The sequence below is a fragment of the Achromobacter sp. NCFB-sbj8-Ac1-l genome (assembly GCF_052695805.1).
The window spans coordinates 3,689,820-3,705,980 of the sequence record NZ_CP199812.1 but is presented as its reverse complement, the minus strand read 5'-3'; the positions used below and the strand labels follow the sequence as shown (position 1 = coordinate 3,705,980).

Here is a 16,161-nt window from a genome sequence, read left to right as displayed (position 1 = left end):
CCATGGCGATCAAGAAAGACAAAGTCGATGCCGTGCTGGTCGGATTCGGCTGGACCGGTGCGATCCTGGGTCAGGAACTGACCGAGGCCGGCCTACACGTGCTGGCGCTGGAACGCGGCGTCATGCAGGACACGCCCAAGGACGCGGAATACCCCAAGGTGCTGGACGAGCTGGCGTACTCCGTGCGCGGCAAGCTGTTCCAGGACCTGTCCAAGGAAACCGTCACGATCCGCCACGGCGTGGATGACGTGGCGGTGCCGTACCGCCAGAACGGCTCGTTCCTGTTGGGCACGGGCGTGGGCGGCGCGGGTTTCCACTGGAACGGCATGCACTACCGCGCGCTGCCCGAAGAGCTTGAACTGCGCACGCGCTACGAAACGCGCTACGGCAAGAAGTTCATTCCCGAAGGCATGACCATCCAGGACTTCGGCGTCACCTACGACGAACTGGAACCGTACTTCAGCAAGTTCGAGTACGTCTGCGGCACGTCGGGCAAGGCCGGCAACCTGAACGGCAAGATCGTCGAAGGCGGCAACCCGCTGGAAGGCAAGCGCAGCAAGGAATTCCCGCTGCCGCCGCTGGCCAATACCTACGGCGCCCAGCTGTTCGAGAAGGCCGCGCGCGAAGTGGGCTTCAACCCGTACCCTGCGCCGGCCGCCAACGCGTCCGGCCCGTACACCAATCCGTACGGCGTGCGCCTGGGCCCCTGCAATTTCTGTGGCTTCTGCGAAAACTACGGCTGCTACATGTATTCGAAGGCCTCGCCGCAGACCACGATCCTGCCGGTGCTGCTGAAAAAGCCCAACTTCGAACTGCGCACCCAGTCGCACGTCATCAAGGTCAACCTGGATTCGACCGGCAAGAAGGCCGTCGGCGTGACCTACATCGACGCCGAGGGCCGCGAGATCGAGCAGCCCGCGGATCTGGTGATCCTGTCGGCCTACCAGATGCACAACGTGCGCCTGTTGCTGCTGTCGGGCATCGGCAAGCCCTACGATCCCAAGACCAATGAAGGCGTGGTGGGCAAGAACTACGCCTACCAGATGAACGGCGCGGTCAACGTGCTGCTGCCCAAGGGCACCCAGCTCAACCCCTTCGTGGGCACGGGCGCGGGCGGCGTGGGCATGGACGACCTGAACGGCGACCAGTTCGACCACGGCCCGCTGGGTTTCGTGGGCGGGGCCAGCATCCGCCACGTGCGCTACGGCGGCCGTCCCATCAAGACCACGCCCACCATGCCGGGTACGCCCAGCTGGGGCACGGCCTGGAAGGCCGGCGTGCAGGACGCCTACCAGCGCTACATGACCATCGGCATTTCCGGTTCGGTCATGTCGTACCGCGACGCCTACCTGTCGCTGGACCCGACCTACAAGGACAGCTTCGGCCAGCCCTTGCTGCGCATGACGTTCGATTGGCACGACAACGAATTCGACATGCTGGGCTACATGGGTGGCCGCATGGACGAAGTGGCCAAGGCCATGAAGCCCGAAAAGCACTTCGTGGCCGTGCGCAAGAAGGGCGCGCGCTACGACACCCGGGTCTACCAGAGCACGCACAACACCGGCGGCGCCATCATGGGGTCCAACCCCAAGGAAAGCGTGGTCAACAAGTACCTGCAAAGCTGGGACGTGTCCAACGTGTTCGTGATGGGCGCCTGCGCCTTCCCGCAGAACATGGGCTACAACCCGACAGGGCTGGTCGGCGCCTTGGCGTACTGGGCCGCGCAAGCGATTCGCGACCAGTATCTGAAAAACCCCGGCCCGCTGGTCCAGGCCTGAGGAGCGCACAATGATGAAGAAAACCATTGCTGCGGCGCTCTCGATGCTGGTGTGCGGCGCCGCCTGGGCGGCCGACGGCACCCCGGCCGCCGCGGATGCGCAGATGATCAAGCAGGGGGAATACCTGTCGCGCGTCGGCGACTGCATCGCCTGCCATACGGCCACCAACGGCAAGCCGTTTGCCGGCGGCCTGCCGATCGAGTCGCCCATCGGCACGATCTATTCCACCAATATCACGCCCGACAAGGACACGGGCATCGGCAACTACACCTACGAGGACTTCGACCGGGCCGTGCGCCACGGCGTGGCCAAGGACGGGCATTCGCTGTATCCGGCCATGCCGTATACCGCCTACGCCAAGGTGACGCCGGATGACGTCAAGGCCTTGTACGCCTACTTCATGCACGGCGTTGCGCCGGTCAAGCAGGCCAACAAGGACACCGACATCACCTGGCCGCTGTCGATGCGCTGGCCGCTGGGCGTGTGGCGCTGGATGTTCGCCCCGGACGTCGTGACGGCCCCCGCCGCCAATGCCGCCGCGCTGGCCGATGCGGACAAGCAGGCGCTGCTGCGCGGCCAGTACCTGGTCGAAGGCCTGGGCCATTGCAGCACCTGCCACACGCCGCGCGGCGTGGCCTTGCAGGAAAAGGCGTTGAGCGACGCGGACGGTTCGGCCTTCCTGTCGGGCGGCGTGGTCGAAGGCTGGCTGGCCAAGAACCTGCGCGGTGACATGACCGATGGCCTGGGCAGCTGGAGCAAGGAAGACATCGCGACCTTCCTGAAATCCGGCCGCAACGGCCACTCGGCGGCGTTCGGCGGCATGGCGCAGGTGGTGCAGGACAGCACGCAGCACCTCACCGATGCCGACCTGAACGCCATCGCGGTGTACCTGAAGAGCTTGCCGCCGGTCAACAAGGACGCAACCAAGCCGCTGGCCTACAACGAGACGGTGGCGCAGGCGCTGCGCACCGGCACGGACAAAGGCGACGGCGCCATGGCGTTCCTGAACAACTGCGCGGCCTGCCACCGCAGCACCGGCAAGGGCTACACGGAAACGTTCCCGCAACTGGCGCTGAGCTCGACCGTGAATTCGGCGGACCCGACCTCGCTGATCCACATCGTGCTCAAGGGCGCGCAGATGCCGGGCACGACGGCGGCCCCCACGGCCTACGCCATGCCGGGCTTTGACTGGCGCATGACCGACAAGGAAGTCGCCGACGTGGTGACCTTCGTGCGGTCCAGCTGGGGCAACCAGGGCGCCAAGGTCAGCGCGTCCGACGTGGCCAAGGTGCGCAAGGACGTAGGCGCGGCGCCGCAGCCCAAGCGCTAGCTTCACGCGTTTTGCATGCGGCCAACGGCGTCGCGTTGCCTGCGGGCGGCGCGGCGCCGTTTCTTTGGAAGTCATCTTTGGCGGCTTGCCCGAACGTGGCCTGTGGGCAGCGACAACAGCCTTGCCGCGACCCTGCCGGGGCCCTATAGCGGCCGTTCGTAGCGCCGTGCCTGCGCCGTGATGCCGCCGATCTGGTCGGTTTCCGTGCCGGCATATAGCCAGCCCTGGCGTTCATAGAAATCGATGGCGCGGGTGTTGCCTTCCAGCGCGTACAGGTACAGGTGAGAGGCGCCGCGGGCGCGGGCCCAGGCTTCGGCCTGGGCCACCATGCGCTTGCCGGCGCCCGTGCCCTGGTAGGCGGGCAGCACGTGCAGGTTGTCCAGCAGCACGCCGTCCGGGTTGCCCTGTTCCTGCTTCACGCACACAAAACCGATAGGCTGGCCGTCCTGTTCGGCGATGAACACGGCCTGGGCGGCGGCGTTGGCGTCCTGCATCCGGTCTTGCCAGTGCACCATCCGTTCGCTGGCCAGATTCGTGTCGAGAAAGCCGTCGGGCAGCAGGCCGCGGTAGGTGACGGCCCAACTGGCCGCGTGCATCTGCGCGATGGCGTCGGCGTCGCGGGCGGTGGCCAGGCGCAGGGTCACGGTGGGAGCGGGCATGGGATCCTTGTTGACAGGGTTGCTGGGCGCGCGCATCATCTTCGCATGAACCGCCCGCAATCTTCGTTCGCCTTGATTATTCCCCCCATTGGGCCAATGGTGGGTTAGCGCGCGTCGGATCATCGCTACATCAACCCGCCACTGGCGGGTTTTTTGTTGGCCCGCCGCTTGGCTTCTTTCCTGAAGGCATGCCATGCAATCCACGCTTTCCCCTGCCACGTCCACGCCGACGCTGCACTTCCTGTGCGGCAAGATCGGCGCCGGCAAGTCCACCCTGGCCGCGCAACTGGCGTCGCGGCCGCACACGCTGCTGATCACCGAAGACGCCTGGCTGGCCGCGCTGTACCCGGGTGAAATCCTGGACGTCGCCGACTATGGCCGTTGCGCCGGCCGGCTGCGCAATGCCATGGGCAGCCACGTGGTTGCGCTGGTACGGGCAGGGCTGTCGGTGGTGCTGGACTTTCCGGCCAACACCCGCCGCAGCCGCGAGTGGCTGCGCGAGGTCGCCACGGCCGCTGGTTGCCCGCATCAACTGCATTTCCTGGATCTGCCTGACGCGGTCTGCAAGGCGCGGCTGCGTGCGCGCAACGCCTCGGGCACGCATCCGTTCACGACCAGCGAGGCGCAGTACGACGCCATCACCGCGTATTTCGTGGCGCCACAGGAGGACGAGGGGTTCGAGATCGTGCGGCATGGATGAATCCGCGTCACCGGCCAGGGGCCGCGGTGCACGGGGGGGGGCCGGCCTGCTATGATTACTGGATAAATAACCAGTCTTCCGGCGCCGCCGATGCTTGCCCCGCACCGCTACTACTACCTGCACAATTTCCAGCGCGCCCTGGCGTGGGTCGGCGAACGCTATGCCGACCTGCTGGACGACCGCGAACGCCGCTTCATGGCGGATTTCGCGGCGTTGCCGCAGGCCTCGCAGGCGTTGCTGGTGCGCATGCTGATGCGGCGCGGGCCGTGGTTTCGGGCCAGCCGGCTGGTCTACGAAGAAATCGCCGATACCGTGGATGCCGCGGCGCCGCTGCTGGCGCTGGGCTGGCTGGATGCCGATGCGCCCATGACGCTGGACGAACTGTTCGGGTTGCATACGCGGCCCGAACTCGACCGGATGTTCGCCGGGGCGGCGGCCAAGGGGGCGCGCAAGGGCGACTGGCTAGAGGCCTTGCGGGCAACCCACCCCGCGGCCCAACCCTATGCGGATTGGGCCGATCAGGCCGACCTCGCCTGGCGCGTTGAAGTGGCCGATCTGTGCGAACGCCTGCGCCTGATGTTCTTCGGCAATCTGCACCAGGATTGGTCCGAATTCGTGCTGGCCGACCTGGGCGTGTTCCAGTACGAAGCGGTGCCGCTCGATGCGGCGTCGCGGGCCTTTCAGTCGCGCGACGACGTCGACCGCTACCTGGCGCTGCACGCCTGTCGCCGGGCGCTGGATGACGTGCCGTACGACCTGCTGGACCTGGACGCCCTGTTGCAGGCGGTGGCCGATTGCGCCAGCGGCAATGCCTGGCTGGAAAAGCGTCGCGCCAAGGTGCTGCTGCGCATCGGCCAGGCGTGCGAGCGGGCGCAGGATTGGCCCGCGGCCCAGCGCGTCTATGCCCAGTGCGCCTATCCCGGTGCGCGGCACCGCCGCATCCGCGTGCATGAACGCATGGAACGTTTCGACGATGCGCTGGCGTTGGCCTTGCAGGCCCAGGCCCAGCCCGAAAGCGAAGAAGAAACCCAGCGCCTGGCACGCATGCTGCCGCGCCTGCGTCGCAAGCTGGGCCACGGCGCGCCGCGTGGCGCGGCGGCCGCGCCGGTCACGCGCATCGACCTCGAACTTGACCGCCCGCAGCCGCCCGCGCCCGTGGAATTCGCCGCGCGCGACCACCTGCACCGCGATGACGCACCGGTGCACTACGTGGAAAACACGCTGATCAATTCGTTGTTCGGCCTGCTGTGCTGGCCGGCGGTGTTCGCGCCGTTGCCGGGGGCGTTCTTTCATCCGTTCCAGCGCGGTCCGGCCGACCTGGATTCCCCCGACTTCCACGCCCGGCGCCAGGCGCTGTTCGACGAATGCCTGGCGCAGCTCGACACCGGGCAGTACCGCGCCACCATCCGCCAGCGCTACGCGGAAAAGCAGGGTGTGCAGTCGCCGTTCGTGTTCTGGGGCGCCTTGTCCGACGCGCTGCTGGATCAGGCGCTGGCCTCGCTGCCCGCCGCCCACCTGAAGCTGTTCTTCGAGCGCTTGCTGCGTGACGTGAAGGCCAACCGCTCGGGCTTGCCCGACCTGATCCGGTTCCAGCCCGACGCGCCGGGCTATGAACTCATCGAAATCAAGGGGCCGGGCGACAAGCTGCAAGACAACCAGATCCGCTGGCTGGCTTATTGCGCGGCGCATGGCATGCCGGTGCGCGTGTGCCATGTCAGCTGGCGCGAGGCCGCGGCATGAGTTATGCGGTCGCGGTGCGCGCGCTGTGCGAATTCACCGCCCGCGAGGGCGACCTTGACCTGCGTTTCACGCCGGCGCCCAGTGGGCTGGAGGGCATGGCCGGCCACGCGGTGGTCACCGGCAGGCGCGGGCCGGCCTATGAAACCGAAGTGGCCCTGTCCGGCCAGTACGACACGCTGCTGGTGCGGGGTCGCGCCGATGGCTACGACCCCGTGGCCAACCGCCTGGAAGAAATCAAGACCTACCGCGGCAGGTTCGACAGCGTGCGCGACAACCACCGCGCCGCGCATTGGGCGCAGGCACGGGTCTATGCGCACCTGCTGTGCCAGGCGCGCGGCCTGGCCCAGGTGCGGGTGGCGCTGGTGTATTTCAACGTAGCCACCGAAGAAGAAACCGTGCTGGCCGAAAGCCGCGATGCGGCCTGGCTGGCAGCGTTTTTCCAGGAACAATGCAGCCGCTTCCTGGCCTGGGCGCGCACCGAACTGGCGCATCGCCAGGCGCGCGACGCGGCGTTGGAAAAGCTGGCGTTTCCGCATGGCGAATTCCGTAGCGGCCAGCGCGAGCTGGCCGTATCCGTGTACCGCACGGCGCGCGATGGCCGCTGCCTGATGGCGCAGGCGCCCACCGGCATCGGCAAGACGCTGGGCACGCTGTTTCCGCTGCTCAAGGCCAGCCCGGGCACGGGGCTGGACAAGGTGTTTTTCCTGGCGGCCAAGGGGTCGGGGCGCGGCTTGGCGCTTGAGGCCCTGGATACCCTGAATGCGCAGCCCGCGGCGCCCGGGCTGCGGGTGCTGGACCTGGTGGCGCGCGACAAGGCCTGCGAGCATCCCGACAAGGCCTGCCATGGCGATTCCTGCCCCCTGGCGCAGGGGTTCTACGATCGCCTGCCCGCGGCGCGCGAGGCGGCGTTGGCATTGATTCAAGAGGGTGACCCACGCGAAGACGACGGCCCGCGCTCACCCCCAGGTCTCGATTCAAGCTCACGCCCGCACAACGGCGTGGTTGCGGGGCAAAGCGGGCGTCGGCCCCACGGCCGCCTGGATGCGCCCACGGTCCGCGCCGTGGCCCGCGCGCATCACCTCTGCCCCTACTACCTGTCGCAGGAACTCATCCGCTGGAGCGACGTGGTGGTGGGCGACTACAACTACTACTACGATGCCACCGCCATGCTGCATGGCCTGACGCAGGCCAATCAATGGAAGGTGGCGGTGCTGGTGGACGAGGCGCACAACCTGGTCGAACGCGCCCGCCGCATGTACACCAGCGAGCTGGACCAACTGACCCTGGCCGCTGCGCGCCAGGCCGCGCCCAAGCCGCTGAAAAAGGCCCTGGACGGCCTGCAGCGTTCGTGGACCGCGCTGAACAAGAAACAGGTCGAGGCCTACCAGGCCTACGACGCCGCACCGGCCGGGGTGTTGGCGGCCGTGCAGAAAGCGGTGGCGGCCATTACCGATTACCTGGGCGAGTCGCCGTTGGCGCAGGATGATCCCGTGCTGGCGTTCTATTTCGAAGCGCTGCATTTCATGCGCCTGGCCGAGCAGTTCGGCTCGCACGCCTTGTTCGACGTGACGCGGGCCGATGGGCGGGGGCAGGGCGCCAAGACGCCGCCGTCGACCCTGTGCGTGCGCAACGTGATTCCCGCGCCCTACCTGGCGGCGCGCCACGCGGCGGCGCATGCCACGGTATTGTTTTCGGGCACGCTGAGCCCGCAGCAGTTCTATCGCGATACCTTGGGGCTGCCGGCGGATGCTGCCTGGATCGACGTGGCCGCGCCGTTCCAGGCCGAGCAACTGGTGGTGAAGGTGGTGGGCAACGTGTCCACCCGCTATCGCGACCGCGAACGTTCGCTGGCGCCCATCGTGGACCTGATCGCGGCCGAATACGCACGCCGGCCGGGCAACTACCTGGGGTTCCTGAGCAGTTTCGATTATCTGCGGCAGGTTTCCGACCTGATGCGCCAGCGTCATCCGCAGGTGCCGATCTGGCTGCAGACGCCCGGCATGGGCGAAACCGATCGCGCGGCGTTCCTGGCGCGCTTTACCGAGAGCGGGCAGGGCGTGGGGTTTGCGGTGCTGGGCGGCGCGTTTTCCGAAGGGGTGGACTTGCCGGGCAAGCGGCTGATCGGCGCCTTCATTGCCACGCTGGGGCTGCCGCAGGTGAATGCGGTGAACGAAAACATCAAGCGCGCCATGGACTTGCGCTATGGCGAGGCGCAGGGCTACGACTACACCTATCTGTACCCCGGCATGCAAAAGGTGGTGCAGGCGGCCGGCCGGGTGATCCGCACCGAGCAGGACGTGGGCACGGTGCATCTGATCGACGACCGGTATCGGCGGGCCAAGGTGCGCAAGCTACTGCCTGGCTGGTGGCGGGTGGACTAGGGCCAGGGCAGCGGGCGCGGGCGGGCCGGGTCTACGGCAGGCCCTTACGCCGGGCGCAGGTCCGTCAACGGCTGGTTCGGGTCGCGGCTGAGCTGATAGCCGTACCACAGGCTGCGCGCCATACGGTTTGCCATTTCGCCCGCGGCCTCGGCCAGGGCGCGATTGGGCAGCGCGGCAAGGGTTTCGCCCCATAGCGCCAGCCAGCGTTCGAACAATTCGGCGCTCAAGTGCGGCATGGCCACGTGCTTGGGCATCGGCATGCCGGTGAAGCGCCGGGTGCCTCGCAGCACGGCCGACCAGAAGTCCGACAGTGTGGCCAGATGCTCGTCCCAGTCGTGCACCTGGGCCTCGAATACCGGGCCCAACGCGTCGTCGGCGCGCGCCTTGGCATAGAAGGTATGCACCAGGTCGCGGATTTCGGCTTCGGTGCAGAGGTCGGATTCGGACAAGGGCGTCTCCCCGGGCGACGGCTGAAAAGATGGCCTGGATAGTAGGGCGCGAGGGAGGCGGGCGAGTTGATCTGGCGCAAACCGGCGCGATCCGACGGCATCAGGATGTTTGCGTGCGCACGGTCGCTGCCGGCGTCGCCCGCGGGCGCGCCAGCAACGCGTACACCAGCACGGCCAGCAGCAGCGCGATGCCCGCCAGGACATACAGCACTTGGCCGAAGGCCGTGTCATAGGCCTGGTGCAGCAAGGGGCCTGCGCCGGGCAGCACCTCGGTCGCTTCGGCCAACTGGCCCAGGGCGGTGCGGTTGGCGGCTTGCAGCAGGGCCGGGGCGCCGGCGCCGGGCAGCGCGCTGGCCGCCTGCGCGTGGATCAGCGTGGCGAGCAAGGCGCTGACCACGGCAATGGCCACGCCGTCGGCGGACACGCGCACGGTGTTGAAGATGCCGGTGGCCATGCCGACCCGGTCGCGTTCTACCACGCTGACCGCCATGGCGTCCATCAGCCCCCAGGGCAGGCCGATGCCGATTCCGATCAGGCCCATGGGCAGCCACAGTGCATCGGCGCCGCCGGACAGGTCACGGGCCAGCCAGGCCAGGCCGGCCGCCACCGCGACCAGGCCTGCGCTGGACAGCGCGCCCGGGCTGGCCCAGCGGGTCAGCAGCGCCGCCAGGAAAGGCACGACCAGCAAGGGGGCGGCCAGTCCGATCATCAGTTGTCCGGCTTCCAATGCGCGATAGCCGTCGATGCCGATGAAGCGGCCGGGCAGGATGGCGATCAGCACGATGAAGAGAAAGGCGGGCGAGGCCGCCAGGACCTGCACGCCGACGAAGCGCGCGCTGCGAAACAGCGACAGGTCCAGCATCGGATGCGGCGTGCGCAGCTCGGCGATGATGAAGGCGGTGGCCAGCAGCACGGAGGCGATCAGCGACCCGGCGACCGCGGGGTCGGCCCAGCCGTTTTCGGGGGCCAACAGCATGCCGTAGGTGAACAGCCCCAACGCGCCCGTGAAGCTGAGCGCGCCGCGCCAGTCGAAGCGTCCGTGCGTCACGCCCGGCGTGGCCCGCACGCTGGCGGCCACCAGCGCCAGGCCGATCAGCCCCACCAGGCCGGTACCGTGAAAGACCCAGCGCCAGCCGGCCGTCTGCACCAGCCAGCCCGAGATCAGCGGGCCGAACGACAGGCCGATGCCGAACGTCGTGCCCAGCAGGCTGAAGGCGCGCGCGCGGGCCGCGCCATGGAACAGCGGCGCCAGCGACGACATGGCCGCGGCAAAGGCCGCCGCGCCGCCCACGCCCTGCATCAGCCGCAGAACGTCGATCCAGCCGGCCGACGGCACCCAGGCGACGGGAAACGTAAAGGCGCAGAACCACGCCAGCCCGCCCAGCCAGACGCGGCGCGGGCCGTACAGGTCGGTCAGGCTGCCGGACACCATGATGACGCTGCCGTAGGCCAGGATGTAGCCGTTCAGGATCCAGTTCAATTGCACCGGCGTGCCGCCCAGCGCCTGGCTGATCGAGGGCAGCACCACGGCGGGGCCGGTGAAGCACAGCGGAATCAGTACGGCGGTCAGGCAGGCGGCCAGCAATTGCAGCCAGCGGTTGGGGGCGGGGGAAAGCTCAGGCGATGTCATGGTCGGATCCGGCGGCGCAGCGCCGCAAGCGAAACAGGAATGTGGGCGTGATGTGGGGGGGGGCACGCCACTCAGCCCACGCAGTGCCCGCAGAATAGGCAGCCAGCCATAAAAGAAAAATAGGCTAGGATTCCGAATATTCCGGACATGAGAGTCCGTATTGAGATGGCGGAAGACGGAACAATGGACAGCAAGGCAACGGGATCGCGAGGCGAGGAAAATGCATGACCAGGCGACGCAATGCATGACGAGGCAACGCAATGAATGACGAGGCAACGCAATCAATGACGAGGCAGCGCAATGAATGACGAGGCAACGCAATCAATGACGAGGCAGCAATGACGAGGCGACGCAATGGATAGCCTGAGCGGTATCGGCGTGTTCGTGCTGGTGGCCGACACGCGCAGCTTTGCCGAGGCGGGCCGGGTGCTGGGGGTGTCGGCGTCGGCGGTGGGCAAGAGCGTGGCGCGGATGGAGGCGCGGTTGAAGGTGCGGCTGTTTCATCGCAGCACCCGTCACATTGCCCTGACGCCGGAAGGCGAGAAGTTCCTGGAGCGCTGCCGCCGCATCCTGTGCGAGGTCGAAGCGGCGGAACTGGAATTGTCCGAAGCCAGCGGCACGCCCAGCGGCCGGCTGCGGGTGAGCCTGCCGCGCTACAGCGGCTTGTTCGAGTCGGCGCTGGCCAGTTTCCTCAAGCGCTACCCGCAGGTCGAGCTGGACCTGGACTTCACCGACCGCATGGTCGATGTGATTGGCGAAGGCTACGACGCCGTGGTGCGCACTGGCGAGATGGACGATTCGGGACTGAAACGCCGCCGCCTGGGCCCGTTCCGGCGCGTATTGGCCGCCTCGCCGGACTATCTGGCAACACAGGGCACGCCGAAGCGCGCGGCCGATCTGCTGCGCCACAGCTGCCTGCATTACCGCTACCCCAGCACCGGCAAGCTGGAAAAATGGCCGCTGAAGGTGGGCCCCACGGCGCAGCCGCCCGAACTGCCGCTGACCCTGGTGTGCAACAGCGTCGAGATGCGGATATTCCTGGCGCTGAGCGGGCTGGGCATCGTCTGCCTGCCTGACTTCACCATTCGCAAGGAGCTGGCGGACGGTCGGCTGCAGATCGTGCTGGATGAACGCACGCGCGGCAACGGCACGATGTGGGCGCTATGGCCCGCCAGCCGGCATCCGTCGCCCAAGCTGCGGGTGTTCGTGGATCACCTGGCGCAGCATCTTTTTGAATAGGTCCCGAGGGGTGTCGCCACCGAAGGCGCCAGATGCCGCCGTCTGGCGATACCGTCCGATAAACGCGTTGCACGGATGAGACAGGCATCCAATCGCGGCATCTTTCAGGTAATAATGATACTTATTCCTATTAAATCGATGTCGATGCCATGCCGTGCCCGCCCACTGACGCCGCCGCCTTGTACAGCGACCACCATGGGTGGTTGCAGCGCTGGTTGACGTTTCGCCTGAACAACGCCTGTGACGCGGCGGACCTGGCCCACGATACCTTCGTGCGGGTGCTGGCGCGGCCACGCGGCATCGAGGGCGGCGAAGGCGGGCAGCGCGCCTACCTGACCACGATCGCACGCGGTCTGCTGGTGGACCATTGGCGCCGCCAGCGGCTGGAACAGGCCTACCTGGAAGCCCTGGCGGCTCGCCCCGAGGCCGTGGCGCCGTCCGAGGAATCACGCGCCATCATCCTGGAAACCCTGTTCGAGATCGACGCCATGCTGGACCGGCTGCCGCCCAAGGTCAGTCAGGCCTTCGTGCTGGCACAACTGGAAGGCGTGGGCTATGCGGACATCGGCGCGAGATTGGGCGTGTCGGAACGCATGGTGAAGAAATACATGGCGCAGGCCATGCTGCATTGCATCGCCCTTGCAGCAAGCGCCAGCGGCGCGCCAGGTGCGCCTGGTGCAGCCGGTGCAGCCGGTGCTGCCGGCACGATCGGCGCGGTCGGCGCGGCGACGGTCCCGCCGGGGCATTGAATGCGGCAGGCCTTGACGGAAAATCCGGTCGCCGCGGCCGGGCCCGCCCCGGATTTCGACACCCTGCAGCAGGCCGCCGAATGGTATGCGGTGTTGCGCGACCACGGCTGCACGGCCGCTGACCGGCAGCGCTGGACGCGCTGGGTGCAGGCGCGCGAGGCCCACCGCCAGGCCTGGTCGTATGTGGAACAGGTCAGCGGCCGTTTCGACGTGCTGGCCGGTCAGGCCGGCGCCGCGCTGGGAGCAGGGGTGTTGCGGGCCTCGGGCCAACGGCGCCGTCGCGTGTTGCGGCTGTGCCTGGCTTGGGGGGCGGCCGGTGTGGCGGGACTGTTCACGGTACGCGGGACGCCCTGGCGGTCGTGGCATGCTGGCCTGCGCACGGGGGTGGGCGAGGTGCGCGAAGAAATCCTGGCCGACGGCACGCATCTCTGGCTCGACACCGACACCGCGGTCGAACCGCGCTACGACGACCATCGCCGGCTGTTGCGCCTGTATGCCGGCGAGATCCTGGTGGACACCGCGGCCGATCCGCGCCAGCGACCCTTCCTGGTGTGTACCGACCAGGGCCTGCTGCGGGCGCTGGGCACGCGTTTTTCGGTACGCTGCGGCCCCACCGACAGCACGCTGGACGTGTTCGACGGCGCCGTGGAGCTGAGCTGCGCCGATACCGGCGAACGGCGCCGCGTGGCGGCAGGCGAACGGGCGGTGTTCACGCGGTCGGGCATCGCCCCCGCAGCGACCGCCGACCCGGCCCGGCACGCGTGGGCGCGCGGGGTGTTGCTGGCCGACAGCCTGCCGCTGGCCGATTTCCTGGCAGAACTGGGGCGCTACCGGCGCGGCTACCTGGGCTGCGATCCCGCGGTGGCGGGCCTGCGCGTGATGGGCAATTTCCCCTTGGCGGACACCGACAATGCGCTGGCCATGCTGGAAGCCGTGCTGCCGGTCAAGGCCAGCCGTACCTTGCCCTGGTGGGTGGTCGTCCGTGCAGTTCCCTTTTCGGTTCCTGGTTCGGTATAGACATTGCAGGCCTGTGCTTGCACAACCCGAATTCAGGAGCTTTCATGTCGATCCCCCACGCGCCCGCGCCGCGTCCGGCCTTGCGGCGGGCCTGGCTGTCCCGGCAACTGTCGGCCGCGGCCGCCACCGTGGCGTTGGCCACCACGCTGGCCCCGCCGTGCGCGGCGGCCGGTCCGTCGGCCCCGGCCGCCACCGTTCATCACGTCGATGTCGGCCCGGGCCGCTTGACCGACGTGCTCAACCGCTATGCCTTGCAGGCCGGCGTGCTGCTGGCTGGCGACAGTCGCCTGACCGATGCGCTGCACAGCGACGGCCTGCGCGGCGCCTACACGGTCGAAGACGGTTTTGCCGCGCTGCTGGCGCGCCACGGCATGCAGGCGCAACGCGGCGCGTCGGGCGCCTGGTCGTTGCGGGTCGTGCCGCAAGGCATCAGCACGTTGGCGCCCGTGACGGTGGACGGGCGCAGCGAAAGCGCCACCGGTCCGGTGGACGGCATGCTGGCGCGGCGCAGTTCGGGCGGCACCAAGACGGACACGTCCATCATGGAAACGCCGCAGGCGGTGTCGGTGATCACGCGCGACCAGATGCAGGCGCAGGATGTGCAATCGGTGTCGCAGGCGCTGCGCTATTCCAGCGGGGTGTTCACCGAGTACCGCGGGTCGTCGAACCAGACCGATGAAGTCTTCATGCGCGGCTTCGGCTACGCGCCCAAGTTCCTGGACGGGTTGGCCTATGGCTCGGCGTCCAAGGGGCAGATCGATCCCTGGCTGCTGGAACGGGTGGAAGTGGTGCGGGGTCCGTCATCGGTGCTGTATGGCCAGGCCAGCCCGGGCGGCATCCTCAACCTGGTCAGCAAGCGGCCGCAGGCCGAGCCTCTGCGCGAGGTGCAGTTCGATGTCGGCAACCACGAACGCGCCTCGGCCGCGTTCGATGCCGGCGGCAAGATCGACGACGACGGCAAGCTGCTGTATCGGCTGAGCGGACTGGCGCGCACCCAGCACAGCGACGTGGATGGCGTGCGCGATGAACGCGTGGCGCTGGCGCCGGCGTTCACGTGGCTGCCCAACAGCGACACGCGCTTCACGCTGCTGACCAGCTACCAGAACGAGCCCGAAGCCGGCTACCGCAACTTCCTGCCGGCCATGGGGCTGGTGTATGGCGGCAGCAAGGGCTATGGCCACATTCCGCGCAGCTTCAACGGCAGCGACCCCGACTACGACAAGTCCTGGCGCGAGCAGGGCTCGGTGGGATATGAACTGGAACACCGGCTGAACGGCACTTTCACGCTGCGCCAGAACCTGCGCTATTCGACCATCAGCCAGCGCTACCGCAAGCTGGTGTTCGGTGTGCTGCTGCCCGACCAGGCCACGTTCACGCGTACGGCCAGCGACGAGCACGAGAAGATCCGCCAGGTCGTGGTGGACAACCAGGCGCAGGCCGACTTCGACCTGGGCGCCACGCGCCACACCGTGCTGGCCGGGGTGGACTACCGCCAGACGCGTACCGACTACCAGCTGCTGCGCGGCAAGGGTCCGACGCTGGACTGGCGCAACCCGGTCTATGGCCAGCCCGTGGGGCCGCTGGCGCTGATGACCGACCAGTTGCAGACCGCCTCGCAATTGGGCGCCTACTTGCAGGACCAGGTGCGCATCGGCCAACTGAACGTGGTGCTGGGCGGCCGCAAGGACTGGTCGCGCGCGCGCACCGAGAACCGCCTGGGCGCCGACAGCCGCCAGGACGATGACGCCTTCACCGGCCGCGTCGGCGCGATCTACAACTTCGACAATGGCCTGGCGCCGTACGCCAGCTATTCGACGTCGTTCGAACCCGAACTGACGCGCGGCGCGCCCGGATCGGACCCGTTCAAGCCCACCACCGGCAAGCAATGGGAAGCCGGCCTGAAGTACCAGCCGCCCGGCACCGATGCGATGTTCACCGCGTCGTATTTCGACCTGCGCCAGCGCAACGTGGCCACCTACGACAGCACCATCGGGTTCAACGTGCAGACGGGCGAGATCGCCTCGCGCGGAGTCGAGCTGGAAGCCCGCGGCAACCTGACGCGCCAGCTGGAAGTGGTGGCGTCCTACACCTATGTGGACCCCAAGGTGCGCCAGAGTTCGCAGGCCGGCGTGCAGGGCAGGCAGCCGGCGCGCCAACCGGGCCACCTGGCGGCGCTGTGGGGCATGTATACCGCCGCCGAGGGGCCGCTGGCCGGCCTGGGCGTGGGCGCGGGGGTGCGCTATGTGGGCACCAGCTACGGCGATCCGCTCAATACCTTCAAGGTGCCGGCCGTGACGCTCTACGACGCTGTGCTGCGCTACGACCTGGCGCAGGTGTCGCCGCGGCTGGCCGGCGCGCGTCTGCAACTGAACGTCAACAACCTGTTCGACAAGACCTACGTGGCCTCGTGCGCCGGTGAAACCGCGTGCTTCTACGGCACCGGCCGCACCGTGTCCGCAAGCCTGAACTACCGCTGGTAAGGAAAACGA

General features: G+C 68.0%; 12 protein-coding genes. 9 read left to right on the top strand and 3 right to left on the bottom strand.

Annotated features, from left to right (window positions below; translation table 11 throughout):
- The first annotated feature begins 2 nt into the window (after positions 1-2).
- Both ACUDP5_RS16895 and ACUDP5_RS16890 read left to right on the top strand, forming a co-directional pair.
- Positions 3-1,778 carry a GMC family oxidoreductase gene (locus ACUDP5_RS16895; RefSeq protein WP_263914447.1) on the top strand — a complete coding sequence of 592 codons (1,776 nt, stop codon included), beginning with the start codon at positions 3-5 and terminating at the stop codon, positions 1,776-1,778.
- Positions 1,779-1,788: 10 nt separating this feature from the next.
- The gene (locus tag ACUDP5_RS16890; protein ID WP_445656657.1) at positions 1,789-3,108 is read left to right on the top strand and encodes a c-type cytochrome; all 1,320 of its coding nucleotides are present in this window, start codon (positions 1,789-1,791) and stop codon (positions 3,106-3,108) included.
- 143 nt (positions 3,109-3,251) lie between these two features.
- On the opposite strand, the gene ACUDP5_RS16885 is transcribed toward ACUDP5_RS16890, so the two are convergent.
- Entirely contained in the window at positions 3,252-3,767 is a 516-nt protein-coding gene (locus tag ACUDP5_RS16885; protein WP_445656656.1) for a GNAT family N-acetyltransferase, read from the bottom strand.
- A gap of 193 nt (positions 3,768-3,960) precedes the next feature.
- Here ACUDP5_RS16885 and ACUDP5_RS16880 point away from each other — a divergent pair, with 193 nt between their 5' ends.
- From ACUDP5_RS16880 to ACUDP5_RS16870, 3 genes are all read left to right on the top strand, one after another.
- Positions 3,961-4,467 (top strand): AAA family ATPase, encoded by a 507-nt coding sequence (locus ACUDP5_RS16880; RefSeq protein ID WP_263914451.1) that lies wholly within the window; start codon positions 3,961-3,963, stop codon positions 4,465-4,467.
- 90 nt (positions 4,468-4,557) lie between these two features.
- Entirely contained in the window at positions 4,558-6,207 is a 1,650-nt protein-coding gene (locus tag ACUDP5_RS16875) for a VRR-NUC domain-containing protein (protein WP_445656655.1), read from the top strand.
- Positions 6,204-8,588: a helicase C-terminal domain-containing protein gene (locus tag ACUDP5_RS16870; protein WP_445656654.1), complete on the top strand. Its 2,385-nt coding sequence runs from the start codon at positions 6,204-6,206 to the stop codon at positions 8,586-8,588. The genes ACUDP5_RS16875 and ACUDP5_RS16870 overlap by 4 nt, the downstream gene beginning before the upstream one ends.
- 44 nt (positions 8,589-8,632) lie before the next feature.
- Here the strand turns inward: ACUDP5_RS16870 and ACUDP5_RS16865 are convergent, their stop codons facing one another.
- Entirely contained in the window at positions 8,633-9,037 is a 405-nt protein-coding gene (locus tag ACUDP5_RS16865) for a group III truncated hemoglobin (protein ID WP_445656653.1), read from the bottom strand.
- Between the two features lie 100 nt (positions 9,038-9,137).
- Positions 9,138-10,667, bottom strand: a complete 1,530-nt coding sequence (locus ACUDP5_RS16860; protein ID WP_445656652.1) for an MFS transporter — start codon at positions 10,665-10,667, stop codon at positions 9,138-9,140.
- A 354-nt stretch (positions 10,668-11,021) separates the two neighbouring features.
- On the opposite strand from ACUDP5_RS16860, the gene ACUDP5_RS16855 reads away from it, so the two are divergent.
- The 4 genes from ACUDP5_RS16855 to ACUDP5_RS16840 all read left to right on the top strand — a co-directional run bounded on the left by ACUDP5_RS16855 (position 11,022) and on the right by ACUDP5_RS16840 (position 16,152).
- Positions 11,022-11,906, top strand: coding sequence for a LysR family transcriptional regulator (locus ACUDP5_RS16855; RefSeq protein ID WP_445656651.1), 885 nt, complete (start codon positions 11,022-11,024; stop codon positions 11,904-11,906).
- Positions 11,907-12,055: 149 nt separating this feature from the next.
- The gene (locus ACUDP5_RS16850; protein WP_445656650.1) at positions 12,056-12,655 is read left to right on the top strand and encodes a sigma-70 family RNA polymerase sigma factor; all 600 of its coding nucleotides are present in this window, start codon (positions 12,056-12,058) and stop codon (positions 12,653-12,655) included.
- Positions 12,656-13,672: a FecR domain-containing protein gene (locus ACUDP5_RS16845; protein WP_445656649.1), complete on the top strand. Its 1,017-nt coding sequence runs from the start codon at positions 12,656-12,658 to the stop codon at positions 13,670-13,672.
- Positions 13,673-13,716: 44 nt separating this feature from the next.
- The gene (locus tag ACUDP5_RS16840) at positions 13,717-16,152 is read left to right on the top strand and encodes a TonB-dependent siderophore receptor (protein ID WP_445656648.1); all 2,436 of its coding nucleotides are present in this window, start codon (positions 13,717-13,719) and stop codon (positions 16,150-16,152) included.
- Positions 16,153-16,161: the final 9 nt, after the last annotated feature.